This window comes from Aquaspirillum soli, from assembly GCF_054781915.1.
Genome location: NZ_BAAGTM010000003.1, coordinates 141,734 through 165,839 on the forward strand (window position 1 = coordinate 141,734; position 24,106 = coordinate 165,839).

Here is a 24,106-nt window from a genome sequence, read left to right on the forward strand (position 1 = left end):
AGCCATCGACTTGGCACTGTTAGATGTGGCTTGTTTGATCGTTGTCTGGGTGACAGGCCGCGATAGCAGAAAAGTCGTAGAAAAACACGATTTGATGAGCAATGGTGCTAAGATTCTTGCCACGGCAAATACTGATGGAATAGAAATAGTGAGTAAGCAAACATGGCGGCTCGCTGCGGCTGGAGTGGCTCTGTCAGCTCTGTGCTATGCAGGGGCAGCGTATTGGACAGGTTTAAAAGCAGAAGAAACCTTGTTAGAACAACACCGTATGGTGGCTGGGTTGCCTTTATTTACTGTGCAATCGCATGACTATCAGCGTGGTTGGTTTAGCTCTAGCGAAAAAACCGAGTTGGTGCTCAACCGTAAGTTGTTCGAACCCTATCTCAATATTTTGCCCGAACAAGCAAGAGGGATGTTAGACGCCAAAATTGTCTATACCCACCACATCAAACATGGCCCTTTACCTGGCCTGACCGATTTCGACCTACGTCCCGCACGCGCGTTAGTCAGCACTGAATTTATTATGAGTGATGCGACGCGCAAAACGCTGAGCAAGTTTTTTGGTGATGCCGACCCGATTACCCTAACCAATCGTCTGTACTTCTCCGGTGGTGGTGAACTGCAGGTGGCTATTCCCAAATTTGACTACGAAGAAACCCTCTCTGGCGTCAAAATTCGTTGGGGCGGTTTTCATGGCAAAGTAGACTATGCCTCGGGTTATCAGCAATACCAAATCGATGCGCGTTTACCGGGTTTAGAAGTGGATGCAGCGATCAAAGGTCACGTTGAATTTAAAAACGTGGCGTTTGTGTCAGAGACCACACCCGGCAAAACCGGCGTCGATATTGGTAATAGCGAATTAACGATAGAGAACATCCAACTTGATTCACGAGAAAGTGTACCTTACGAAATTCGTCTGAATGAGTTGGTGTATTTGTTGACGCGGATTCGGGTGGGTGAATTTATCAATCCTTCCGGTGAAATCAAACCATCGAAAGCTGAACTGAAAAAGCTGCGCTATCGTGTTAACACGGAAGAAGATGGAGAATTTGTTAACACCCGTGGTCGCTTTGATTTCGCCAGTTTGATGATCAATAAAACCACGGTGGGCCCGTTAGAGCTGGATGTATCAGCAAACCATTTACATGGCCCCACGTTGGTTAAACTTGACAAAGCCCTGTCCGCGATTCCATTTGAAGGCAAAGACCCTGCTGAATTGCGCCGCACTTATGTTGATACCGTATTGCGTGAGGGTGCACCGCTGTTGAAGCAAGACCCGATTGTTAAAGTCAATACGCTGAAATTACAGCTACCAGATGGCGTCGTTGATGTCAGTGGTCAGGTGGCGTTAAAGGCGGTGCAAGACGCGGACTTACACAAAGCCCTCGATTTTCTGACCAAGGTTCATGCCGACGCCAAATTAAGTCTGCCACGTCAAACGCTAGAAGATCTGGTGGTGGCGCAGGCGCGTAATTTGTTTATGGTCGATGAACGGGCAGAAAATCCGCCTAGCGTGCAAGAAATTGATGACTTGGCGAAAAGCCTGTTTTCGAGTCAATTGCTGCAATGGCGAGAGCAGGGCTATGTTGTTATCAGAGGTGGGCAGATTGATACTGCGCTAACGTGGGATGGCCAGCAGCTGACGGTGAATAAACAACCCATTAGCCTGCCTTGGCAAGAGCCAGAGCCTGAACCCGAACCTGATACATCATCAGCACCACAAGATGCCGCAGCAGACGCGAAGAAACCCTCTTAAGTCTGACGCTTGATAATCCTGTGCTCTGCCCTCATCCGGTAGAGCACGTTTTATTTGTTGGCGCGCGGCGTTCAGTTGCTGCGCGCCTTTCTGTTACACTGTACCATTTTCAGCTGACCTACCGTCGGATCATTATGCTTACTCTGTTCAATACCCTGTCCCGTCAAAAAGAAGTTTTTCGTCCTATTACACCCAATCAAGTGCGGATGTATGTCTGTGGTATGACAGTCTATGATTATTGCCACTTAGGTCATGCTCGGGTGATGGTGGTTTTTGATATGGTGGCGCGTTGGTTGCGTGCTGCAGGTTATCAAGTCACCTATGTTCGTAACATTACCGACATCGACGACAAAATCATTAAGCGAGCACTCGAAAATCAAGAGTCGATCCATGATTTAACTGCCCGTTTTATCCAAGCGATGAACGAAGATGCTGATGCCCTTGGTGTGTTACGACCAGACCATGAGCCGAAAGCCACCGAGTTTGTTGGCCAAATGCATCAACTGATTGCGGCACTGATTGAAAAAGGCTTGGCGTATTGTGCCCCGAATGGCGATGTGTATTATGCGGTGCGTAAATTTTCTGGTTACGGCAAGTTGTCTGGTAAAAGTTTAGAAGACTTGCGCGCAGGTGAACGGGTGGACGTCGATCCCAATAAACAAGATCCGTTAGATTTTGTGTTGTGGAAAGCTGCCAAAGCGGATGAACCGAGCGAGGCAAAATGGGCCTCGCCGTGGGGTGATGGCCGTCCGGGTTGGCATATCGAATGTTCAGCCATGAGCTGCCATCATTTAGGCGATCACTTCGATATTCACGGTGGCGGGGCAGATTTACAGTTTCCTCACCATGAAAATGAAATTGCACAAAGCGAGGGCGCACATGGCCACGCTTATGTGAATTACTGGATGCACAATGGCTTTATTCGGGTGGATAACGAAAAAATGTCGAAATCACTCGGCAATTTCTTCACCATTCGCGAAGTGCTAGAAAAATTTGATGCCGAAGTCGTGCGCTTCTTTATTTTGCGTGCACACTACCGCAGCCAATTAAACTACTCTGATGCCCATTTAGAGGATGCTAAAGGGGCTTTAACCCGTCTTTACACCGCATTAAAACCTTTCTCGGTTGCTGAGTTGACAGCGGAAATCGATTGGCAACAACCGTATGCCCAGCGTTTCCAAGCTGCAATGAATGATGACTTCAATACTGTTGAAGCGATGGCGGTGTTATTTGAATTGGCCGGAGAGGTCAATCGGACTGGATCGGCTGCTTTAGCCAGTGTACTGCGTGCTTTGGCGGGCGTATTGGGTTTATTGCAACGCGGACCGTTGGCTTTTCTGCAAGGTGGACAAGAAGCTGGCGATTGGGACGCTGGACGTGTCGAAGCGGCGATTGTGGCGCGACGTGAAGCAAGAGCCGCAAAGAATTGGGCAGAATCTGACCGCATCCGTGATGAATTATTGGCGGCGGGGATTTTGTTGGAGGATGGCCCTCAAGGAACCACTTGGCGGCGAGTTTAACGCTGTTTTACCTTGTCAATCGGTCAAGGCTCAAGGATAATGCTGGGTTTTCAAAGCGGTATAGGCACAACCCCTATACCCGAAACCCCAAAGGAAAATCATGAAATCCGGTATCCATCCTGAATACACCGATCTGAAAGTGACTTGCTCTTGCGGCAACGCTTTTGTGACCAAATCGACCATGCGCAAAGAAAGCTTCCACGTTGAAGTGTGCTCCGAGTGCCACCCTTTCTACACAGGTAAACAGAAAGTGGTTGACACCGCAGGTCGTATCGACAAGTTCAAACAGAAGTTCGGCAAGTTCGCGCGTTAATCTCTGCGCGTCTCCGCAAAAAAAGGCAGCGCAGGCTGCCTTTTTTTTCGCCTGTCCATTTTGGATCACGTGGTGCTGTTATGTTGACCTACACTCCTCCCCGCCCACCCGAAGCCGAACGACCTACAGAAAAACCGTGGTTGTTGCTCTTATTGTGTTTTGTTTGGTTATGGCCTGGCATCTTGGGGCACGATCCGTGGCGACCGAATGAACCGTATGTGGTTGGTATCGTGCAATCGATGCTAGAAACAGGGAATTGGTCGGTACCAAGCATTGTCGGGGTGCCTTACTTAGAAACGCCCCCGCTCTATCATTGGCTGGCTGCATCGCTGGTTTCGTTATTGTCGCCGTGGTTGTTGTCTGCTCACGATGCTGCGCGGATTGCTACACCTTTATTGATGTCGCTGGCGCTGTGGTGTGTGGGATTGGCAGGACGAGATTTAATTGGGCGTCGCCATGGCCGCAGTGCGGTGATGATCTTGATTGGTTGTCTGGGTCTTATGACGTGGGGCCATGAGCTGTCTCCTGATGTTGGGTTGTTCACCGGATTTTGTCTTGGCTTTTATGCCCTTGCCCTCGGTATTCGACAGGGCTGGTTAGCCGGTTTGTGGTTGGGCTTAGCGAGCGTATTGATTATGTGGTGTGCTAGCCTGTTAGAGCTGGCGTTGATTTGGATGGTGGCGTTGACGCTGCCTGCGTTTAGGGCATGGCGTGGTGGAGAATATCTCAAAACCTTATTAGTGGCACCGGTGGTGGCTTTGCCATTGCTATTGTGTTGGCCCTTGTTGTTACACAAAGCCAGTCCAGCATTATTTGAACAATGGTGGTTGCAACATGCGTTGGGACCATTTAACGGTTTTGGCCGCTTAGATGTTCTGCATGAATTCGGTTATTACCTCAAACTTTTCCCGTGGTTTACATGGCCGGCGTGGCCATTAGCGGCATGGGCGGTGTGGCAACGCCGTCACCGTTTAGATGAGCCTGTCACACAGCTCTCGTTATTGTTTTTCACGGTGTTGTTATGTCTGCTGACCTTGTCTCCTCGCCAAACCCAAGCCTTGGCATTGCCGTTGTTATTGCCCTTGGTGATGTTGGCCGCCAGCGAGTTGGATTCGTTACGGCGTGGTGCAGCCTCTTTTCTGAATTGGTTTGGTTTAATGACCTTTGGCCTGCTAGGCGCATTTATGTGGGTGGGTTGGGGGGCAATGAATTTTGGCTGGCCAACAAAATTGGCCGAGCGTTCACATTTCTTTAGTCCGGCGTATCAGCCACACATTAACTGGCCTTTTCTGATCTTGGGTATTGCCGCAAGTTTGACATGGGTGTGGGCGGTGACACGCCGGCATGTGCGTGGTCGTCAAGCAGTGACCAATTGGGCAGCGGGGGCAACTTTGGTATGGGGATTGGGTATGACGCTGTGGTTGCCGTGGTTTGATGCACAAAAAAGCTATCGTTCGACGGCGTTGGCAATGCAAGCGGCGATTCCATCCGATGCCAACTGTGTGGCCACCGCCTCCACTCATTATGTCCAACGGGCATTGTGGTATTACTTTGCCGGTATTCGGCTGTTGCCGACAGAACAAACCGCAGGTGCTGCGTGTCAGTATCGGATGGTGATGCACTATCGTGCTGATTATCAACCCTCACCCTCGTGGGAAATTATCTGGCAAGGCAACCGCCCCGGTTCGCGGCGTGAGTTTTACTTTTTATTGAAAAAACAATAGGTTGTTTTATGGCGTGGATTTATTTGTTGTTGGCTGGGGTATGTGAAATTGGCTGGCCGTTGGGCTTAAAGTTGTCACAAACCACGCCGTATAAATGGCCGTGGATTGGCTTTGCGGTCGCGGCAATGACCGCCAGTGGTTATTTTTTGTGGTTAGCGCAACGCACCATTCCAATTGGCACTGCCTATGCGATCTGGACCGGAATTGGTGCGGTGGGCGCGTTCATCGTTGGTATCGCTTTTTTTAAAGACAGTGCCAATCTATGGCGGATTCTGTCTGTGTTGTGCATTGTGATTGGGATTGTTGGCTTAAAGCTATCGCATAGTGAATAAGCCTGTTTTTTGTCAAAATAGTTTAATTTCATCTAAACCTACTGTTCTGTTGTGAGCAGTAGGTTTTTTTTAGGGCTAATTGTACGTTTTTGCAACAAAACGTACATTTTCGCGACATTCCCGCCTAGTGGAACTATTGTTCCATGCACCTTTCATGCTAAGTTAACAATGCCAAGTTAAGCTGTACGGCTTTAAAACTATTGACCTTATTGAATCTGACCTGTTCCGTAAACCCAAGCGGGACGAGTCTCAAATCTTGTCAATCATACTTAATTGTACGAATTGGCCCAAAAATGGGCACAAACAAGGTAGCGAAACTGCTTCGAGCAGGATGTTAAGACACACAAAAACCATAAAGGGGGAGTCATGACTCAACGTATCGCACTTGTAACAGGTGGCATGGGTGGCATTGGAACAGCAATTTGTAAAATGCTGGCTGATGCTGGGATGACCGTCGTGACAACATTCAGCCGTCCTGGTAAAGAACAGGATTGGCTGGCAAACATGAAAGAACAGGGCTACCACTTTCACGCTTATCAGTGCGATGTGGGTGATTTTTCGTCATGTGCTGAGATGGTGTCGAAAGTGCAAGCAGAAGTCGGCGCAATTGATGTGTTGGTGAATAATGCCGGTATTACCCGCGACGGCACGTTCAAACGGATGGATAAAGATAGCTGGGATGCGGTGATTCGCACCAATCTGGACTCGCTGTTCAATATCTGTAAACCGATTGTGGATGGGATGGTTGAGCGTGGTTTTGGCCGTGTGATCAATATTTCCTCCATCAATGGCCAAAAAGGTCAATTTGGCCAAACCAACTATTCCGCCGCCAAAGCTGGTATGCACGGTTTTACGATGGCCTTGGCGCAAGAAGTGGCGAAAAAAGGGGTCACAGTCAATACCATCAGCCCCGGCTATATTGCCACTGAGATGGTGATGGCGGTGCCGGAAGATGTACGCAATAAGATCATTGCCAATATCCCTGTGGGTCGCCTCGGTAAACCAGAAGAAATTGCCTCTTTGGTGGCTTATATGGCGTCTGATGCAGCGGGCTTTATGACTGGTGCTAACGTGGCTATCAATGGCGGTCAACACATGATGTAACTGTTTTACATTCTCCTGTGAATGATAAGCGCGTGTTAGAGTATGCCTCAGCACGCGCTTTTTTTAACCCAATGAGAGCCGAGGATAGTATGAGTCAAGACTTCAACCCAACCGACCCCTTTGCCCTGCTACGTCAATTTTGGCCCGGCGGGACAGTGAATCCTTTGCACGCTTTGCAACAATTTATGCCGCCGATGAGCGAAGCAGAATTGGATCGGAAACTGGCCGAACTGCGCGTGATTGAGAATTGGCTGACCATGAATTTGGGCATGATTACCATGCAGGTTCGTGCATTAGAAGCACAACGCAATGCGTTGGCTGCGCTGAAACCGAAAGAGAATAGCTAAGTCATCCATGCTGCAAAGCGGCTGTACGACAGCGCCAAGTCTGTTAATCTTCGTCTATCGCTTCTTTGCCAAGGAAAAAAATAAGATGGTCATGTCAAAACGCATGTGGCAAACCACGATGACCGCAACGATGATGGGCTTGACGTTGGGCGCGTGTACTACCCCGCTGGCAACACAACAAGTCAAAATACAGGGTGAGCGCGGGGTTTGGATCAATGAATCAGCACTCGAAACATTGTCCACTGCGACAACCCTGCAAGGGACGTTGCCTGTTCACGAAACACTAGAACTGCGGTTCCACCCTTCCGCCCCACAAGTGTTATTGAGTACCGCCAAACATAATCTCAGCTTGGCTTACCAACGTGATTTCAGTGGTCGTGTTACTGTGTCGGCGATGGGTGAACACCCACAAGAGGTTTTTGTGCCTCTGGCGAATGGCAAATATCAACGTTTGCGTGATAATGCTTTGTTTATTAAAGTGAATCCTGATGAAGCATCACCATTTCGCAGTCTACTGAATCAAATGTGGTTCCAAGGCAGCTATCGTGTACTGACTCCTTCTGGCCAAGCGACACCCCAACAAGTCCGCTTTTTACCTGATGGACGGGTTGAAGGTGCGGCACGCTTTACCCGTTATTCCCTTTGTTTAGCGGATGAATGTCCAAAAATGGAACACGGCAACAGCATTGCGCTATTTGATGGCGAACAGTGGCAACAGATGGCGATTGAAAAGGGCAATATCGGTCATTACACCTTATTATCTCTCCATCGCGTGTCCACCGCTGGCGATCAGCCTGCCTACGCGCCAACATCGCCTTATCTCCAACTGGCACCCCTCAGCAAATAGTGCGTTCTGCGCCGAGGTGGGTGGAGTATTTAGGATGAACAACTGAGATGGATGCCCTGCGCCCACGCCGGTGGGTGGGCAAAATAGGCCTCATATTCCTCTTGTTCAGCATACGGTTGTTGTAACAGATGGGCGAGGCGTTGTAGCTCACTGTCATCTTGATGTTGTTCTAGTTGCTGGATGGCCTGTTCTGCCATGTAGTTTCGCAGGATATATTTGGGATTGGCCGCCAGCATCATGGTTTGCCGTTCAATCGCAGACAGGTTCTGTTGTTGTAAGCGTTGCTGATAGCGCTGTGCCCATTGATCAAAGGCGACACGATCGACAAACTCATCTCGAACTGGGCCGGCAGCCTCTGCGTTCACAAAATAGGCTAGCAGGCGGTGGGCACGAGTGTAGTCTGCGCCTTGCTCAGCCAACAAAGTCAGCCATGTTTCAACTAAAGCCGCATCGTCGGGTTGCCATTCGCGTAATCCCAATTTGGCGGCCATATTCTGTTGCCAAGCCTGTTGATAATGCGCTTCATATTGTCCGAGTACCGCCAGCGTGGTGTCCTTACCGATCAGATCGATTAAAGCTTGACCAAGACAATATAAATTCCACAGGCCAATGCGCGGTTGTTGTGAGAAAGCATAGCGCCCATGATCGTCGGAGTGATTGAATACCTGATCGGGTACATAGCGGTCGAGAAAACCATATGGCCCATAATCCAACGTCAGCCCAGCAATCGACATATTGTCGCTATTCATCACGCCATGCACAAAACCCACCGCCTGCCATGCCGCCATAAGCTCTGCTGTACGTAATACCACGCATTGCAATAAAGCTTCATAGGGATTGGCGGCAGATTGACAGTCGGGATAGCTCTGTTCAATCACAAAATCTGCCAATATTTTTAATAAAGCAGTTTCACCACGCCAATACAACACCTCAAACGAACCAAAGCGGATAAAACTCGGGGCAACACGGCACACCACTGCTGTCGGTTCCCAGCGTTCACGCCGTGCCAACTGGGACGATCCAAATAAGGCAAGGGCGCGGGTGGTGGGGATGCCTAACCCGTGCATGGCTTCCGAGGCCAGATATTCGCGGATGCTAGAACGCAAGACAGCTCGACCATCAGCCCCACGTGAAAACGGGGTGGGGCCGGCGCCTTTAAGCTGTAACTCTGCATATTGGCCATTGGCGACAGCCAATTCGCCAAGCCATAATGCGCGGCCATCGCCAAGTTGTGGCACATACACCCCAAATTGATGACCTGCATATAAAGCGGCCAGTGGCTCACTGCCAACAAGATGGCCGTCTCCAGCTAAGGCGGCGAGGGTTGCCGGTTGCTGTTGCCATGCTTCAATTTGTAGTTGTTGTGCCAGCGGTTGATTCCATAGCAACAAACGGCTGTCCGAGAGTGGCGTTGCTTTCACTCGAGCGAACAGCGCATCTGGTAGACGAGCAAAGCGGTTGATAAATTGAGCCATGATGATTTTCTAAGATGAGGACGTTGCCATGCCTAAGACTTTTGCCAAATAGTGACCGGTGTGGCTGTTGCGAATGGTGGCGACCTGTTCTGGTGTGCCATTTGCAAGGATGGTTCCCCCTCCCGCGCCCCCTTCTGGCCCAAGATCGATAATCCAGTCAGCTGTTTTAATCACATCCAGATTGTGTTCAATCACTAACACCGTGTTGCCATGTTCACGCAAACGATGCAGTACCTTGAGCAACAAATCGATATCATGGAAATGCAAACCCGTGGTGGGCTCGTCCAAGATATACAGGGTTCGACCGGTATCGCGTTTCGAGAGTTCCAATGCCAACTTAACCCGTTGCGCTTCGCCTCCAGATAGTGTGGTGGCAGATTGTCCCAGCCGGATATAGCCCAAACCGACATCCATCAAAGTTTGTAATTTACGGGCAACAGTCGGCACGGCAGCAAAAAAGGCCAGTGCCTGTTCCACTGTCATTTGCAACACTTCATCAATGGTTTTGCCTTTGTATTGCACATCTAATGTTTCACGGTTGTAGCGTTTACCATGACACACATCACAGGGGACATAGATATCGGGTAAGAAGTGCATTTCAACGCGAAGCACACCATCCCCTTGGCACGCCTCACAACGTCCCCCTTTGACATTAAACGAGAAGCGGCCCGGGCCATAGCCACGTTCGCGGCTCATGGGCACGCCAGCAAACAATTCGCGAATTGGGGTAAATAAACCGGTGTAAGTGGCTGGATTGGAGCGCGGCGTGCGGCCAATCGGCGATTGGTCAACGTTAATGACCTTATCAAAATGTTCTAAGCCAGTGATGTCTTGATAAGGCGCGGCTTCGGTTTGGCTATTGTGGAGGTGATGCGCGACAGCGTGATAGAGCGTATCGTTGATCAGCGTAGATTTGCCAGAACCCGACACGCCAGTGACACAAACAAACAAACCGACCGGCAACGTCAAATCAACCTGTTTTAAGTTATTGCCGCTGGCGCCATGAATTTTTAACACGTTTTCTGTGGGCGCGCGGCGTTGTGTAGGAATCGGAATACTGCGCCGACCGGATAAAAAAGCACCCGTAATAGAATCGGGGTGGTTGGCGACCGTTTCTGGGTGGCCAGCCACTAAAATGTGCCCACCATGCTCACCGGCACCGGGCCCCATATCCACCACAAAATCAGCGGCACGAATCGCATCTTCGTCATGCTCCACCACAATCACGCTGTTGCCCAAATCGCGCAACCGCATCAATGTCGTTAATAGACGGTCGTTATCCCGTTGATGTAGGCCTATTGATGGTTCATCTAACACATACATCACCCCCGTTAATCCCGAACCAATTTGGCTGGCGAGGCGAATGCGTTGTGCTTCTCCACCAGACAAAGTGTCGGCGGAGCGTTCTAGCGAGAGATAATCGAGACCCACATTCACCAAAAAACCGAGGCGGTCGGCGATTTCTTTGACAATTTTGCTGGCGATGGTTTGTTTGTGGCCAATCAACTGCAACTGTTCAAACCAAGCGAGGGTATTTTTTAATGGCCATTGATTGATTTGATGGAGGGTTTGGCCCCCCACTTCGACATAGCGTGCTTCTTTGCGTAACCGCGACCCTTGGCAGCTCGGGCACACTTGGCTGTTTTGATATTTGGCGAGTTCTTCGCGCACTGCACTAGATTCTGTTTCGCGATAGCGACGTTCAAAGTTAGAGACAATGCCTTCGAACGGATGACTGCGAGAAAAACGTGTGCCACGTTCATTGAGATACGTAAACGCAATCTCCTCGTGCCCAGAACCATACAGCACCACATGTTGCACGGCCTCGGGGAGGTCTTCAAAAGCCGTTTCTAAATCAAACTGATAGTGTTCTGCCAGATTTTGTAGCATCTGAAAATAAAATTGATTGCGGCGGTCCCATCCCTTAATTGCCCCAGCAGCCAAGCTGAGACTAGGGTGAGCAACAATCCGTTTGGGATCAAAAAAACTCATGTGCCCCAGCCCATCACAACTGGGACACGCGCCCATCGGATTGTTAAAACTGAATAAGCGTGGTTCTAATTCTGGTAAGGAATAGCTGCAAACCGGACAGGCGAACTTGGCAGAGAACCAGTGTTCCTTTCCACTCTCCATTTCAACGGCAATTGCTCGTCCTTCGGCATGGCCGAGTGCCGTTTCAAACGACTCTGCCAACCGTTGCTGATTATCAGCACGGACTTTTAAACGATCAATGACCACTTCAATGGTATGTTTGCGATTTTTTTCCAGTTTTGGGATAGCGTCGATGTCATACACTTCGCCATCAACCCGTACCCGTACAAAACCTTGGGCGCGTAATTCTTCAAATAAATCGTGATTCTCTCCCTTTTTACCCATGACGACTGGCGCCAAAATCATCAGTTTGGTGTCTTCTGGTAAGGACAACACATGGTCAACCATCTGGCTGACAGTTTGGGAAGCCAGCGGTTGCCCGTGGTCGGGACAAACTGGGGTGCCTACACGGGCAAACAACAGGCGTAGATAATCGTGAATTTCGGTAACCGTACCGACGGTTGAGCGGGGGTTGTGGCTGGTGGCTTTTTGTTCAATGGAAATGGCCGGCGACAGACCTTCAATCAAATCGACATCCGGCTTTTCCATCATTTGCAGGAATTGACGGGCATAGGCAGAGAGGGATTCTACATAGCGGCGTTGACCCTCGGCATAGAGCGTATCAAAAGCGAGCGAAGATTTGCCCGAGCCAGAAAGACCCGTCATCACAATCAGCTGGTGACGCGGCAAGTCCAAGTCAACATTTTTCAGATTGTGCGTACGCGCACCACGAATACGGATAAAGTCGGTCATGTCCAAGGCCAGCAGTACAGAAAACCCATCACTATACACCGCCCTCTTGTCAGTTCGCGAGTTGCGTGATGTGTATTATTTTGTAAGTCCTGTTTTTAGACCAGTTAGGAAAAAGCGGATTAAATCCGAAAGGTTTTGATGGATGTTTGTAGATTTTCTGCCATCTGACCTAGATCCTGTGTGATTCGGTTGACATCATAAGCTGCTAGAGTATTCACATTTGCTTTGGTGACAATGTCAACAATGTGTTCGGCGATCATCTTGCTTTCAACCGCTTGTTGCTGTGCAACATGGTTTAACACTTCTAATCCATCGAGTGAATGCTGTGCGCTGATACGTAGTTCATTAAGAGGGCTGACAATTGAGCGAATAAGTTGATTTCCTCGCTCCATACTAACCCTGCCTGTTTCAATATCATAAGCTGCTTGCGCTATTTGTTCGGTAATAATTATGATTACACGATCAATTTCATGAGTTGCAGTTGCTGTTCGATTAGCTAGTTTTCGTACCTCGTCAGCAACAACTGAAAATCCTCGTCCACTTTCTCCTGCGCGTGCTGCTTCAATTGACGCATTTAGTGCAAGTAAATTAGTTTGATCAGCAATTTCTTTAATCACTGATACTGTGTTTGCAACACTCTTTGCATTTTCATCCAGAGTTCCAACTGATTTGGCAGATGCAGAAACTGTTTCGGTGGTTTTAGCAATTTCATCAGCAGCAATAACAATATCGTTAGCACCTTGTTTAGCCATATCAACAGCAAAGAGAGCTGTTTTACGAACATTTTCCACTTGTTCAGCCATGCTTGTGACGCCACTCGCTAAATGGCTAATTGAACTTTGAATTCTATGGGCAAGTTCCTGTTGTTCAGTCGAACCTGTGGTTACCTGCAATGCTGGAATTTGCAGGTTTTTTTCCGCTAGACTAACTGCATCTGCACCGTGATGAATTGATTTAATGACCTCTCTTAATCGTTGACGCATATTTTCCATATCGAGTAGTAGATAACCAATTTCGTCTTTAGTTATTGTGACTATTTTAGTTTCTAGATCTCCATTTGCGATTCTGGATACTGCAGCAACTGCACTATTCATTGGTGAGGTGATGCTTTTTGTCATGAAAAAGGCCATGACTAATCCCAAACTTGTGGCAGCTATGCTTATTAATATTACTAATTGTTTAGCTGACAATGCAGCATCGGCTGATGCTGTCTGTCGAGCTATCATCGATTGATATTGTGATAATGATAAGTGTGAAGTTTCTGCCAATAGAGCATTTAGGCTATCTCTAGTTCTTCCTGCCATTCTCTGAATTGCACCAGCACGATTACCTGACTCTATTTCTTCAACAGTGATACTGAATTCTCTTTCATATTCAGCTCGTAAATGGGTAAGTTGATTAAGTAATTTGGTATCATCTTTATGAGTGAGTAAAGGAACTAATCTTTCTAATGCATGATCAATTGCGGCATTATGAGTGTCAATTTCTTGATAAGTTTTGACTCGTAGTTCACGATCATCAAGAATAAAAAGTAGAGTAAGGCGTCCAGCAGCGCTTTCTGCATGAAGATTGATTTTATTAGCCAAATCAGCACGAATAGCATCACCATTAATAATTTCTTGATTACTTGCTGTGATTGATTCAAGTCGAATTATGCTCACTAGCGAAATGGAAATGAGGAGTGTTAGAAGAATGGAATAGCTAATCGATAAACGAGTGCCGATTTGCATGTGGTTTATCCTTTAACGGGTATTTTTATATGTTTTTTTAAAAAATGATCGATAGAAATAATGCCTGGTCCATGCGCTATGATGTAAATCAAGCAGACTGCCCACGCACCATGAGTAGGATAACCATCAGGATAAACAAAAAACTGGATAATTAAAGTAATTACCAGTAAACCCAGCGCTGCCACACGACTACCCAGACCAATTAATAATAATACTGCAAAGATATGTTCACTCCATGTTCCAGCTACAGCTGCCCATTCTGGGGATAAAAGAGGTAGACGATACTCATCACGAAATAAAGAAATCGTTGCTTCAGAAAAATATGGCATTCCCCATTCAAATTCGCCGCTGATAATATTTATTGAAAAACCTTCTATTTTGGTTTGTGCGGATAACCAAAAAATAGCCGCCATTGAGAATCGTGCTGAAAAGGCAATCAAAGAATGTGGAATCTGTTCGAGTTTAGAGAAAAAATTGACGAAGAATCTTGTTACGCTCATTTTATTCTGTATCCTTTTGTTTTATAGAAAAGTCAGATAAAGCCTGAATTTCAAGAAGCATTGCAAAAATAAAAGAAACATCAAATGATGCTGTAACAGATTCCCCTGCACTTACTGCTTCGGTAAGTGAAGTTTTTTTATATAACGCTTCTATAAATGCATATTCGGCTAGAGTAATAGGTCGTACTATCACATTCTGTGACTGACGAAATATTAGAGCACTTTCCGGAGAGGTAATGTTAATCTTTGCAAGATCATCTAATGTGTTTTCTGATTGATGCAATAACCAGAGTGATACAATAGCAAAGGGAGATCTTACTATTTGAACCGAGGATTTAAATTCCCATATACTACTCCCTAATAGATCAGGTTTCTCGAGCAGTGAGATAATTTCTTCAATCACGACATCACGACTTTCAGCTGCATGCCACGATATAACACGTTGCCACTCAAGTTGAGCAACTTCCGGTAGATAAGGTAGCGTTTTTACTGCTTCAAAGTGTTTAATAAAATCTGGAAATTGATGTCCATATTCGACTAATATTGGAGATTGAGGTGGATTTTTTTGGACAAAACAATGTGCCATATAATGAAAAAACTCACTCCCCACTAATGAGGCAACAACTGGGAATGTATCTTGTAGTGCCTCTATGAGGGAGAGCATTACATTATTTCGGTGAACATTAAACCGGCGAACTGGGTCTGCTCCTATTCGACTCACAACATCGGCAGGAATTTTTTGGTGAGGATCAAGAAGTCTACGTGCAAAATCTGTGTGCATGATATTAGTTTACCTAAATTTCATTATTTCATTACCACTCTTTGGTTCAAAATATCCTGTGCATACTGTGCTTCAGCAAGTAAAACTTGTAATGCGGGAATGTTTTGATCTCGTTCAATCAGTGTAGGCAAGATTCCGGTCAATTCAATCGTGGTTTTATAAAGTGCCCATACTTCATCCGCAATGTCAGAATCGTGGCTATCGATTATTATTATGTCATTTTGGTCGCTAAGATCAATAGAAAATCCAGCAAGATGGATTTCCTCTACTGCTTTTATAGGCATCGAATGTAAGGCTGCAATAGGATCAAGTGAATGATTACTACAGCTTACGAAAAGGTTGTTGACATCTAATAGTAGTCCACACCCCGTGCGTTTAATCACTTCACACAAGAAATCGGGTTCTGAATAGGTTGAACTGTAAAATTGAATATAGGTGCTAGGATTTTCTAACAAGATATTACGTTTTAGATAATCCTGAGTTTGATTTAGATGGTCACAGACCTGTTGTAGCGTTTTCTGAGTATAAGGAATAGGTAATAAATCATTGAAAAACACTCCCTGATGACTTGACCAAGCTAGATGTTCAGAGAACAGTTCAGGTTGATAGCGGTCAATTAAATGTGCGAGGCGGGATAAATGTTTTTGATCTAAATCATCTTTTCCCCCAATCGACAATCCAACGCCATGTATTGATAATGGATAATCCTGCCTGATTTTTTCAAGATAAAAATGGAATGGCCCACCAGCAACCATATAGTTTTCTGCATGGATCTCAAAGAAGCCTATATCAGGTTTTGTCTCAATAATCTCTTGGAAATACTCTGGTTTGAGTCCAATGCCTGTACTTCTTGAAAGATTTATGACTGGCGGGCAAGGCATGCTTATGCCTTCTTCTCAGTAAATTCTGTCAGTTGACCTTTCCCTGTAGGGGAAGTCGGCGAAGCCATCTTTTCGCAGGTTCCTTTTGGTACAAAAGACCACGCATTACCTTGATAGTCTTTCTTAGCACTGCCAGCGCAGGATGTTCCTGCTCCAGCTTTACAGTCATTTTTCCCCTTCAGAGCCACGCCAAAACACTTCTCCTTTTCTGCTGGCTTGTCTTGGGCAAGTACGGGCGAGGTCATGACTGCAAGGGCTGCACCGATTGCAAATGCAATCGTTGTGGGGGTGTTAGTTTTTGACATTAAAGTTCTCCTGAGTTGGGGTGACTGACGTTACCTTAGCGGAACAACGGATCCTCTATAGGATGTCAACGATGATACTATTCTTGCCAGTACCATTCGTCTCACAACACTGATTAGGAGTCTTATCATGGATCCATTGACCCCATTGCTGAATCAAATAGCTCCCTCAGTAGGCTACTACTTTTCAGGAGTAACTTGTGAGGGAGGTGGTTACAATGGTACTGATCCACATGGTCATCTTCATGTGATGAGATCTGGGCAGTTGCGCCTTGATTTACCTAACAATCAGCAAATACGGGTTGATGTACCAAGCGTTGTATTATTCCCTCGACCATGTGCTCATCAACTCATACCACAATGCACGGTTGATATTATTTGCGGCACTCTTGATCTGGGCATACTAGAACAAAGCCCATTAGTCACCGCTTTACCTGAGTACGTGGTTATTCCTCTTGCAGAAATGCCTTCGGTTTTGACCATTCTAGATCTAATTTGTCAGGAATCTTCTGCTGAAAAAGCGGGTCGTCAAGCTGCTATCAATTGCTTATTAGAGTATTTTGTTATTCACGTGATTCGATATTTATTTTCACGTAATCAATTCAGTGTTGGATTGTTAGCTGTTATGAATGATATAAGGTTATCTAAAGCAGTCAAAGCAATGCATGAGAATCCAGCGCACTCATGGACCTTAGAGCAATTAGCAGAAGTTGCAAACTTATCTAGATCTCGATTTGCTGCAAATTTCCATCGCCTTGCTGGCATAACTCCATTGGAATACTTAACGAATTGGCGTTTATCTATTGCTAGAAATCTTTTGCGGCAGGGGAAAAATTTGAAAACAGTGGCAAGCACAGTGGGTTATCAAAGCCCCGAAGCTTTCGGTCGAGTTTTTTTGAAAAAAATGGGTATGACCCCTACTCAGTGGAGTCGTCGTTTGACCTTAATGATATAGTGCGGGGTTGCTATGAAACCCGACAGCGATGTTATTTACCAGTTAATTACCCTCGCCAACAGCAACCCCCAAGTGCAGGTGCTTTGGCTTTACGGCTCTCGTGCTAAGCGGATTGCTGGTCCTGCCAGCGACTGGGATCTGGCGGTGGCCTTTGATCCGATCAAACAGAGTGGGCCACTGGGTACTGCACTGGAAAACCGGTTGCGCCCTGAGCTGTTGGCGTTGGATTGGCAACGCGCCCTTGGGCTAGAAGAGGGGAAACTTTCAGTTGTCGATATCAATCAGGCCCCGATCCCGTTGGCTTTTGCGGTAGTCGACGCAAATTGTCCTCTCTATAGCCGTGATGAGGGGCGACGATTGCAAGAGGAGGCGCGGATCATGTCGCAGATGGAACTTGGTTATCCCCATCGCCAGCCCTATATCAGCAAGCCTCATTCTGAGGAGTGGAGTAAAGATGAGTGATAACGCCTATATCGGTGCTTTACGCATCAGCCTGTCGCGCTATCAGGCCGAGCTGTCAGAGATAAGGGCTATTCTGGCGCTGCGTGCGCTTTCCAATCTGGAGTACCGCGCAGCTGAGCGAACTTTGCAAGTGTCTATCGAAGCGTGTATTGGCGTGGCAAAGCACTGGGCTAAAGCATTGGCAAGTCATACCCCACAAGATGCCTATCAGGCATTCGAAATCTTGGCCCAGCGTGGTGAACTATCCCCCGACACCTTAATCGGCTGGCGCAAGATCATTGGCCTTCACAATGCGCTGGTGCACGATTATCTGAATATTGACCCCGAGATCATCCGTAGCGTCATTGCTCAAGGCTATAGCGACCAACTGTTCACGTTTGCAGAGCAAGGTCTCGACTGGTTGGCTGCCCATATCAACTGAAACTTCGACATTATCTCCCCGTTTGCTTTTCTCTTACCCGCTATGGAGGGTAAATGTTATGGGAAATGCAACCAACCCTAAACATGATCTGCTTTTGGGCGTTAAATCTCCGCCCACATCCGCACCAGATTGTGATAAGTCGCGGTGAGACCGATGATGGTTTCTTGATCGCCGTATGCCTCACGCAAGCGCATGATGTTCATATCCATATCAAACAACAGTGCCCGTTTACTGTCATCACGAATCATCGACTGCAGCCAAAAGAATGAAGCCACGCGGGCACCTTGAGTAACAGGTTCGACCCGATGGAGACTGGTTGAAGGATAAATCACTGCATGGCCAGCAGGTAGTTTCACCGAATGCACACCATAGGTGTCTTCAACAATCAATTCTCCGCCATCATAGCTGTCTGGCTCGGCCAAGAATAGGGTGCACGACACATCGGTACGGATATGCTCACCAGTGCGGGCAATGGTGCGGACAGAATTATCCACATGATTGCCAAACGCCATCCCGCCTTGATAACAATTAAACAGCGGCGGAAATACCCGTTTTGGCAAGGCAGCGGACATAAAAATGGGGTGATGACCTAAAGCCGTCAAAATAATATGGCCAGCGGCTTGGGCGGCGGGGCTGTCTTCGGGGAGCTGCATATTGTTTTTGACTTGGGCCGATTGTGTGCCAGCAGTGACTTTGCCATCGACCCATTCGGCTTGTTCCAATAACTGTTGCACTTGTTGTAGCGATTCACCACTGAGCACTTCAGGAATATGGAGCAACATAGTATGACCTTTCTGGTATATGAAAAACACGGCACAGAGTTGTGCCGTGTTGTGGTTCGGTGTGAGGTCAGCTCAAATTAGAATTTGAAATTGACTTTGACGTGGGCAGAACGCTCGGTGCCTGGTAAGGCATGACCGCCATACAGACCTTCGTAATGTTTCTCGTCAAACAAGTTGTAGACGTTTAACTGTGCATCCCAGTTTTTGGCGTCATAGCCCACCATCGCATCCCAACGGACATAAGACGGCATCTTATTGACGTTGTTCGCGTTAACAAAACGACGGCCCACGGCGTTAAAACCACCGCCGACTTTCCAGCCATTACCGACTTCGTAGGTTGACCACAAGTTCGCAGTGTACTCCGGCGCATTGGCTGGGGCATTGCCCTCGGTGCCTTTGGCCGAACCAGCAGCTTTGGTGATTTTCGGGTTCATCAAAGCGACACCCGCGAAGATCTTCCACTTGTCGGTGATACGGCCAGCCGCTTCCAACTCGATACCATCGGTATGACGGGCACCGGACAGCAGATACACATCGGTCACCAGCGGGTCGGTATTACGCTCGTTGGTTTTTTCGGTGCGGAAAATAGCGGTTCTCAGCAACAAATCGCCCTCGAACAAATCCCACTTCGCGCCAATTTCATAGTTACGGTTTTTCTCGGGTGGGGTATTGGCGCCACGAGGATCTAACGCATACGCTTCACCAGAAGGGTTGAACGACGTGCCATAGGAAATGTAATAAGACTGTTGTGCATCAGGTTGCCAAATCAGGCCTGCGCGCCAGTTCCACATCGAGTCGGTACGCGAAGTGTCTTGCTGGGTTTTATTGGCCAGATTGACTGTGGTGTAATCACCCGAGAAACGATCCCAACGTGCGCCCAACAGCACTTTCCATTCTGGCGTGATCGACATCATATCTTGCACATACGCCGATACCGTGTCTGCCGTGAAATTGACATCAGTGCTATAGACTTTGGTGGCATTGGTGATGTTGTCACCATTATTGGGGTTGCCGACCGTTGTTGGAGGAACTGCACCATTGACGTTAGCCCAACGCAAGGTATTCGATTTTTCACGACCCAATTCTAAGCCGGCCAACACATCATGTTTGATGTCGCCAGTAAACAATCGGAACGAAAAATCGGTTTGGTTCGACCAGACTTCATCTTTACCACTGCGACCGGGGCGGCTGCGGTTGACCGTAGTTTTATCGCTAATCGACGAGGCCCCGCCGAGGCTGATACGTGGCGCGGTTGGCCACACATCACGTTCGTATTCTGCATAACGCAGGGTGTTCTTTACGCTGGCTGTTGGGCTGAAGCGATGTTGAATGGTGGCGGTGGCAATATGGGTTTCGGTGTGTTCGTAGTCATGGTTTTTCAAGCCATAGAAACGATCCACCGGCACATCCAAAGGCTCGCGGGTAAAGGAATTGAATGGCACGCCATAATCGGGGACATTTTTTTCCTTCATATAGAAATAAGACAGCTCAACTTCCGTTGGCGTATTGATCCCAAAGCGAACAGTTGGTGCAACGCCCCACCGGTCACTGGTTGCACCCGAGCGGAAGCTTTCGGCATCTTGCCCCATGACATTCACCCGCAGGGCGGAGGTGTCATCTAATTTTTGGTTGATGTCCGCTTCAACACGATAGAAATCGCTGGTGCCGACAGTTAAACCAACCGTGCGTTCATTCTCTAAATGCGCCCGTTTCGATACTTGGTTAATCACCCCACCTGTCGAACCTCGACCAAACAACATTGAGCTGGCGCCACGCAGTACATCTACACGTTCAATGTTAAAGGTGTCGCGGTTGTATTGACCGGCATCACGCACCCCATCGAGGAACAAATCGGTGGTCGCAGAGAAACCCCGCAAAGCCAAAATATCACCCGTCCGACCGCCTTCACCGGCGTTAAATGTGATGGCGCTGACAGTTCTCAACGCATCTTTTAAGCTGGTTGCACCGGTGTCTTTCAACACTTCTTGTGTAATGACGGTGGTGGATTGTGGAATATCGCGTTGTTGCTGGCTGCCTTTGCCAACACTGGTAAAATTGCCGGCATAGCCATTTTGTGGTGTGCGGCCAGTGCTGTTTTGACCCGTCACATTCACCGGCTGTAAAACCTGGGTGTTAGCGGCAGTATCAGCAAAAGCGGGGGCGGCCAAAGTGCCTAATAAACCTGCCACAGTGGCAACACTGAGTGGAACTTTAGCAAAGCTGTGGACTGCAGAAGACTCTTTCAGGCATTTCATCATCAGGGTGTGCTCTTGAATTTGCGTCAAAGAAAGCCGTCCGCGCCATACGGTGCGGGCACAGACGGTTGGATGGTTTTGATCCAAACGTGGGCAGTGGCTTGCAGTTGACGCTGACCCGATTATCCTGATCAGCTGCTGCTGGCTAAATGCGGCCAGAATTCTATTGAGAACTCGTCTCAATTGCAACTTAAACAAAAAGGAAAGTTTTGCATGCGATTGCGTGATGTATGGCGAGATTGCTCGCTCTCGGCTATTTTGGCCGGTTTTGTGACGGTGTTGGTTGGGTTTACCAGCTCGGCAGCATTGGTGTTTCAAGCGGGACATGCCGTAGGTGCAACGCCGGCCCAGATGGCGTCATGGATGTGGGCATTGGGTATCGGTATGGGGGTGACTTGTATCGTCTTATCATTGCGCTACCGTGTACCTGTGGTGACCGCATGGTCTACTCCGGGGGCAGCCATGCTAATTACTTCGGCTTCTGGGGTGCCGATGGCTGAGGCGATTGGCGCATTTATTGTGTGTGCTGTGCTGATGGCGGTGAGTGGTTTTTCTGGTTGGTTCGAGCGTGCATTAAAGCGTATCCCGTTGTCGTTGGCCTCGGGTATGTTGGCTGGTGTGTTGTTGCGCTTTGGTTTGGATGTGTTTGTCTCGCTACAACATGCCCTATCGATGGTGTTGAGTATGTGTGTGGTATACCTACTAGGGCGCAAATTTTTACCTCGCTATGCGGTAATTTTGGCGTTGGCGGTGGGTACGGTTGTGGCGGCGGCACAAGGTGAATTGCACTTTGAACGTTTTGAACTGGCGATAGCCACACCAGTATGGATTGAGCCCAGTTTTTCATTGTCAGCGATGGTGGGAATTGCCTTGCCTTTGTTTATGGTAACGATGGCTTCGCAGAATATCCCGGGGGTGGCGGTCATTCGGGCATCGGGCTATGAAGCGCCGATTTCACCCTTAATTGGTTGGATTTCAACTGTGACGCTGTTGCTGGCACCATTTGGTGCCTATGCGTTGAATCTCGCCGCCATTACTGCTGCTATTTGTATGGGCCGCGAAGCACATGAAGACAGTCAACGCCGTTATGTGGCAGCCATTGCTGCAGGTGTGTTTTATCTGTTAATCGGTGTTTTTGGGGCAACAGTTGCGGCTTTGTTCAGTGCATTGCCGAAAACCTTGATTTTAGCCATTGCTGGATTGGCATTACTCGGCACGATTGGCAATGGTTTAGCGACCGCTATGCGCGATGAACAAGAACGGGAAGCGGCATTGATTACGTTTTTGGTGACCGCTTCGGGGTTGACCTTATTAGGTATTGGATCGGCCTTTTGGGGCTTGGTGGCGGGGGGTGTGGCCAGCTTGGTTTTGCACAGTCAACCACGCCGTAACTAAGCAAAACAGGATTCTTTAAAGAAAGTGACAGACGATGAGTACACCGAATTTGGCAGATATTCGCCAAGATTACAGCAAGAAAGAATTGTCGCCGGAAGAGTGTTTGGCCGATGCCGTGGCACAATTCGAAATTTGGCTCAATGAAGCCATTACCTCGCAAGTGCATGAGCCGACTGCGATGCACCTCGCTACGGTGAACGCCGATGGTAAACCCAGTGCGCGGATGGTGTTGTTAAAAGGCGTGGAAGCGGGTCAGTTGGTGTTTTACACCAATTATGACAGCCGTAAAGGGCAGGCAATTGCCAGCCATCCTGATGTGGCCTTGACCTTTTTTTGGCCTGAGTTAGAACGACAAGTTCGCATTGAAGGCCGTGCTGAAAAAGTCTCGGATGAGGTGTCAGATACCTACTTTAACAGCCGTCCCTATCAAAGCCGTTTAGGGGCATGGGCGTCGGAACAAAGCCGCGAAATCAGCAGTAAAACCGAGTTGGTGACACGGGCCGCCTTGTTTGCAGCGCGCCATCCCTTGCATGTGCCACGCCCCCCTCATTGGGGTGGCTATGCCGTCACCCCTGAACGAATTGAATTTTGGCAAGGCCGTCCCAGCCGGCTGCATGACCGTGTGTTATATCAACGCATCCCTGATGGCTGGGCGCGTAGCCGCTTAGCTCCCTAGGTGTTTAGTCCCACGGTGTGCTGGATTGGATTGATCCTGAATCGTTCAGGCTCTTTTGTCCAGGTTTTGCAGATGAATTCATAGAATCTCCGCAAGGAAACCCCTGACTTGAGTCAGGGGAGGAATTGCGGGTGCGCAAAGCGCACCCTGTGGTATAAACTGTGACGCATGGTCGATGTCGTCACAAAACGTAATTACTTCTATCAAACGGCCTACCATGTGATCTGGTGCCCGAAGTATCGGCGCGATGTACTGATTGGCGCGGTGGCGGAGGAAACAGGGAGCGATGATGCGCACGGCGTCGATTCGGCTGGCATTGAGCGCGGCACAGGCTAGAGCGCTTGCCGCGCTGCGAACGGCCTACGCGGACGCCTGCAACCGTCTCGTTCCCATCGTGCGCGAGCACCGTCTCTACAACCGCGTCGGTCTGCACCAGCGCACCTATACCATGCTGCGCGAAGCGACACCGCTGGGCAGTCAGATGTGCTGCAACGCCATTTTCTCGGTCTGCAAGGCGTATAAGGCACAAAAAGAACTCGGGCGCATCAGGAAGGACGCACCCATCCCCGACATCCGCTTCAACCGCGCCAGTGTCCACTTCGACAAACGCACCTACACCCTCAAAGGCAAGACCGTCTCGCTCTATACCCTCGATGGGCGTATCACCGTGCCGTTGCGTCTCGGCGAACACCAGCGCCGCATCC

23 protein-coding genes are annotated in these 24,106 nt (G+C 48.4%); 14 read left to right on the top strand and 9 right to left on the bottom strand.

All coding sequences use genetic code 11. The features are described from left to right. Nucleotides 1–10: 10 nt before the first annotated feature. From ACYVJG_RS04545 to ACYVJG_RS04580, 8 genes are all read left to right on the top strand, one after another. On the top strand, nucleotides 11–1,756 hold the full coding sequence (locus ACYVJG_RS04545) for a YdgA family protein (protein ID WP_460429997.1): 1,746 nt from the start codon (nucleotides 11–13) through the stop codon (nucleotides 1,754–1,756). Between the two features lie 134 nt (nucleotides 1,757–1,890). Next, complete coding sequence (gene cysS / locus ACYVJG_RS04550; protein ID WP_460429998.1) at nucleotides 1,891–3,276, top strand: cysteine--tRNA ligase; 1,386 nt, start codon at nucleotides 1,891–1,893, stop codon at nucleotides 3,274–3,276. 100 nt (nucleotides 3,277–3,376) lie between these two features. Next, a complete protein-coding gene (gene rpmE, locus ACYVJG_RS04555; protein ID WP_460429999.1) occupies nucleotides 3,377–3,589 on the top strand; it encodes a 50S ribosomal protein L31 in 213 nt (70 codons plus the stop codon). A gap of 80 nt (nucleotides 3,590–3,669) precedes the next feature. Beyond that, nucleotides 3,670–5,313, top strand: coding sequence for an ArnT family glycosyltransferase (locus ACYVJG_RS04560; protein WP_460430000.1), 1,644 nt, complete (start codon nucleotides 3,670–3,672; stop codon nucleotides 5,311–5,313). 8 nt (nucleotides 5,314–5,321) lie between these two features. Beyond that, the gene (locus tag ACYVJG_RS04565; protein WP_460430001.1) at nucleotides 5,322–5,645 is read left to right on the top strand and encodes a DMT family transporter; all 324 of its coding nucleotides are present in this window, start codon (nucleotides 5,322–5,324) and stop codon (nucleotides 5,643–5,645) included. Nucleotides 5,646–6,011: 366 nt separating this feature from the next. Beyond that, nucleotides 6,012–6,749 carry an acetoacetyl-CoA reductase gene (gene phbB, locus ACYVJG_RS04570; RefSeq protein WP_460430002.1) on the top strand — a complete coding sequence of 246 codons (738 nt, stop codon included), beginning with the start codon at nucleotides 6,012–6,014 and terminating at the stop codon, nucleotides 6,747–6,749. An 89-nt stretch (nucleotides 6,750–6,838) separates the two neighbouring features. Next, entirely contained in the window at nucleotides 6,839–7,096 is a 258-nt protein-coding gene (locus ACYVJG_RS04575) for a PhaM family polyhydroxyalkanoate granule multifunctional regulatory protein (protein WP_460430003.1), read from the top strand. A 91-nt stretch (nucleotides 7,097–7,187) separates the two neighbouring features. Continuing rightward, nucleotides 7,188–7,943, top strand: coding sequence for a hypothetical protein (locus ACYVJG_RS04580; protein ID WP_460430004.1), 756 nt, complete (start codon nucleotides 7,188–7,190; stop codon nucleotides 7,941–7,943). 29 nt (nucleotides 7,944–7,972) lie between these two features. Here ACYVJG_RS04580 and ACYVJG_RS04585 read toward each other — a convergent pair whose 3' ends face one another. The 7 genes from ACYVJG_RS04585 to ACYVJG_RS04615 all read right to left on the bottom strand — a co-directional run bounded on the left by ACYVJG_RS04585 (nucleotide 7,973) and on the right by ACYVJG_RS04615 (nucleotide 16,459). Then, nucleotides 7,973–9,418 carry a protein adenylyltransferase SelO gene (locus ACYVJG_RS04585; protein WP_460430005.1) on the bottom strand — a complete coding sequence of 482 codons (1,446 nt, stop codon included), beginning with the start codon at nucleotides 9,416–9,418 and terminating at the stop codon, nucleotides 7,973–7,975. Between the two features lie 9 nt (nucleotides 9,419–9,427). Beyond that, entirely contained in the window at nucleotides 9,428–12,262 is a 2,835-nt protein-coding gene (uvrA, locus tag ACYVJG_RS04590; RefSeq protein WP_460430006.1) for an excinuclease ABC subunit UvrA, read from the bottom strand. A 119-nt stretch (nucleotides 12,263–12,381) separates the two neighbouring features. Continuing rightward, entirely contained in the window at nucleotides 12,382–13,992 is a 1,611-nt protein-coding gene (locus ACYVJG_RS04595; RefSeq protein WP_460430007.1) for a methyl-accepting chemotaxis protein, read from the bottom strand. Nucleotides 13,993–13,997: 5 nt separating this feature from the next. Further along, complete coding sequence (locus ACYVJG_RS04600; RefSeq protein ID WP_460430008.1) at nucleotides 13,998–14,492, bottom strand: DoxX family protein; 495 nt, start codon at nucleotides 14,490–14,492, stop codon at nucleotides 13,998–14,000. A gap of 1 nt (nucleotide 14,493) precedes the next feature. After that, nucleotides 14,494–15,273: an HvfC/BufC family peptide modification chaperone gene (locus tag ACYVJG_RS04605; RefSeq protein ID WP_460430009.1), complete on the bottom strand. Its 780-nt coding sequence runs from the start codon at nucleotides 15,271–15,273 to the stop codon at nucleotides 14,494–14,496. Nucleotides 15,274–15,296: 23 nt separating this feature from the next. Then, nucleotides 15,297–16,154 carry an MNIO family bufferin maturase gene (bufB, locus tag ACYVJG_RS04610; protein ID WP_460430010.1) on the bottom strand — a complete coding sequence of 286 codons (858 nt, stop codon included), beginning with the start codon at nucleotides 16,152–16,154 and terminating at the stop codon, nucleotides 15,297–15,299. 2 nt (nucleotides 16,155–16,156) lie between these two features. Next, on the bottom strand, nucleotides 16,157–16,459 hold the full coding sequence (locus ACYVJG_RS04615) for a BufA1 family periplasmic bufferin-type metallophore (protein WP_460430011.1): 303 nt from the start codon (nucleotides 16,457–16,459) through the stop codon (nucleotides 16,157–16,159). A 127-nt stretch (nucleotides 16,460–16,586) separates the two neighbouring features. Here ACYVJG_RS04615 and ACYVJG_RS04620 point away from each other — a divergent pair, with 127 nt between their 5' ends. The 3 genes from ACYVJG_RS04620 to hepT are packed head-to-tail and all read left to right on the top strand — an operon-like array spanning nucleotide 16,587 to nucleotide 18,294. Next, on the top strand, nucleotides 16,587–17,411 hold the full coding sequence (locus ACYVJG_RS04620; RefSeq protein WP_460430012.1) for an AraC family transcriptional regulator: 825 nt from the start codon (nucleotides 16,587–16,589) through the stop codon (nucleotides 17,409–17,411). A gap of 12 nt (nucleotides 17,412–17,423) precedes the next feature. Then, a complete protein-coding gene (gene mntA / locus ACYVJG_RS04625; protein WP_460430013.1) occupies nucleotides 17,424–17,873 on the top strand; it encodes a type VII toxin-antitoxin system MntA family adenylyltransferase antitoxin in 450 nt (149 codons plus the stop codon). Beyond that, nucleotides 17,866–18,294 (top strand): type VII toxin-antitoxin system HepT family RNase toxin, encoded by a 429-nt coding sequence (hepT, locus tag ACYVJG_RS04630; RefSeq protein ID WP_460430014.1) that lies wholly within the window; start codon nucleotides 17,866–17,868, stop codon nucleotides 18,292–18,294. The genes mntA and hepT overlap by 8 nt, the downstream gene beginning before the upstream one ends. 101 nt (nucleotides 18,295–18,395) lie before the next feature. On the opposite strand, the gene ACYVJG_RS04635 is transcribed toward hepT, so the two are convergent. Then, nucleotides 18,396–19,076, bottom strand: a complete 681-nt coding sequence (locus tag ACYVJG_RS04635) for a Fe2+-dependent dioxygenase (RefSeq protein ID WP_460430015.1) — start codon at nucleotides 19,074–19,076, stop codon at nucleotides 18,396–18,398. 77 nt (nucleotides 19,077–19,153) lie between these two features. Beyond that, nucleotides 19,154–21,334: a TonB-dependent receptor gene (locus tag ACYVJG_RS04640; RefSeq protein ID WP_460430016.1), complete on the bottom strand. Its 2,181-nt coding sequence runs from the start codon at nucleotides 21,332–21,334 to the stop codon at nucleotides 19,154–19,156. A gap of 210 nt (nucleotides 21,335–21,544) precedes the next feature. On the opposite strand from ACYVJG_RS04640, the gene ACYVJG_RS04645 reads away from it, so the two are divergent. From ACYVJG_RS04645 to ACYVJG_RS04655, 3 genes are all read left to right on the top strand, one after another. Then, nucleotides 21,545–22,726, top strand: a complete 1,182-nt coding sequence (locus tag ACYVJG_RS04645) for a benzoate/H(+) symporter BenE family transporter (protein ID WP_460430017.1) — start codon at nucleotides 21,545–21,547, stop codon at nucleotides 22,724–22,726. Between the two features lie 34 nt (nucleotides 22,727–22,760). Then, nucleotides 22,761–23,402 carry a pyridoxamine 5'-phosphate oxidase gene (gene pdxH / locus ACYVJG_RS04650; RefSeq protein WP_460430018.1) on the top strand — a complete coding sequence of 214 codons (642 nt, stop codon included), beginning with the start codon at nucleotides 22,761–22,763 and terminating at the stop codon, nucleotides 23,400–23,402. Nucleotides 23,403–23,570: 168 nt separating this feature from the next. Next, entirely contained in the window at nucleotides 23,571–23,738 is a 168-nt protein-coding gene (locus ACYVJG_RS04655; RefSeq protein WP_460430019.1) for a transposase, read from the top strand. Nucleotides 23,739–24,106: the final 368 nt, after the last annotated feature.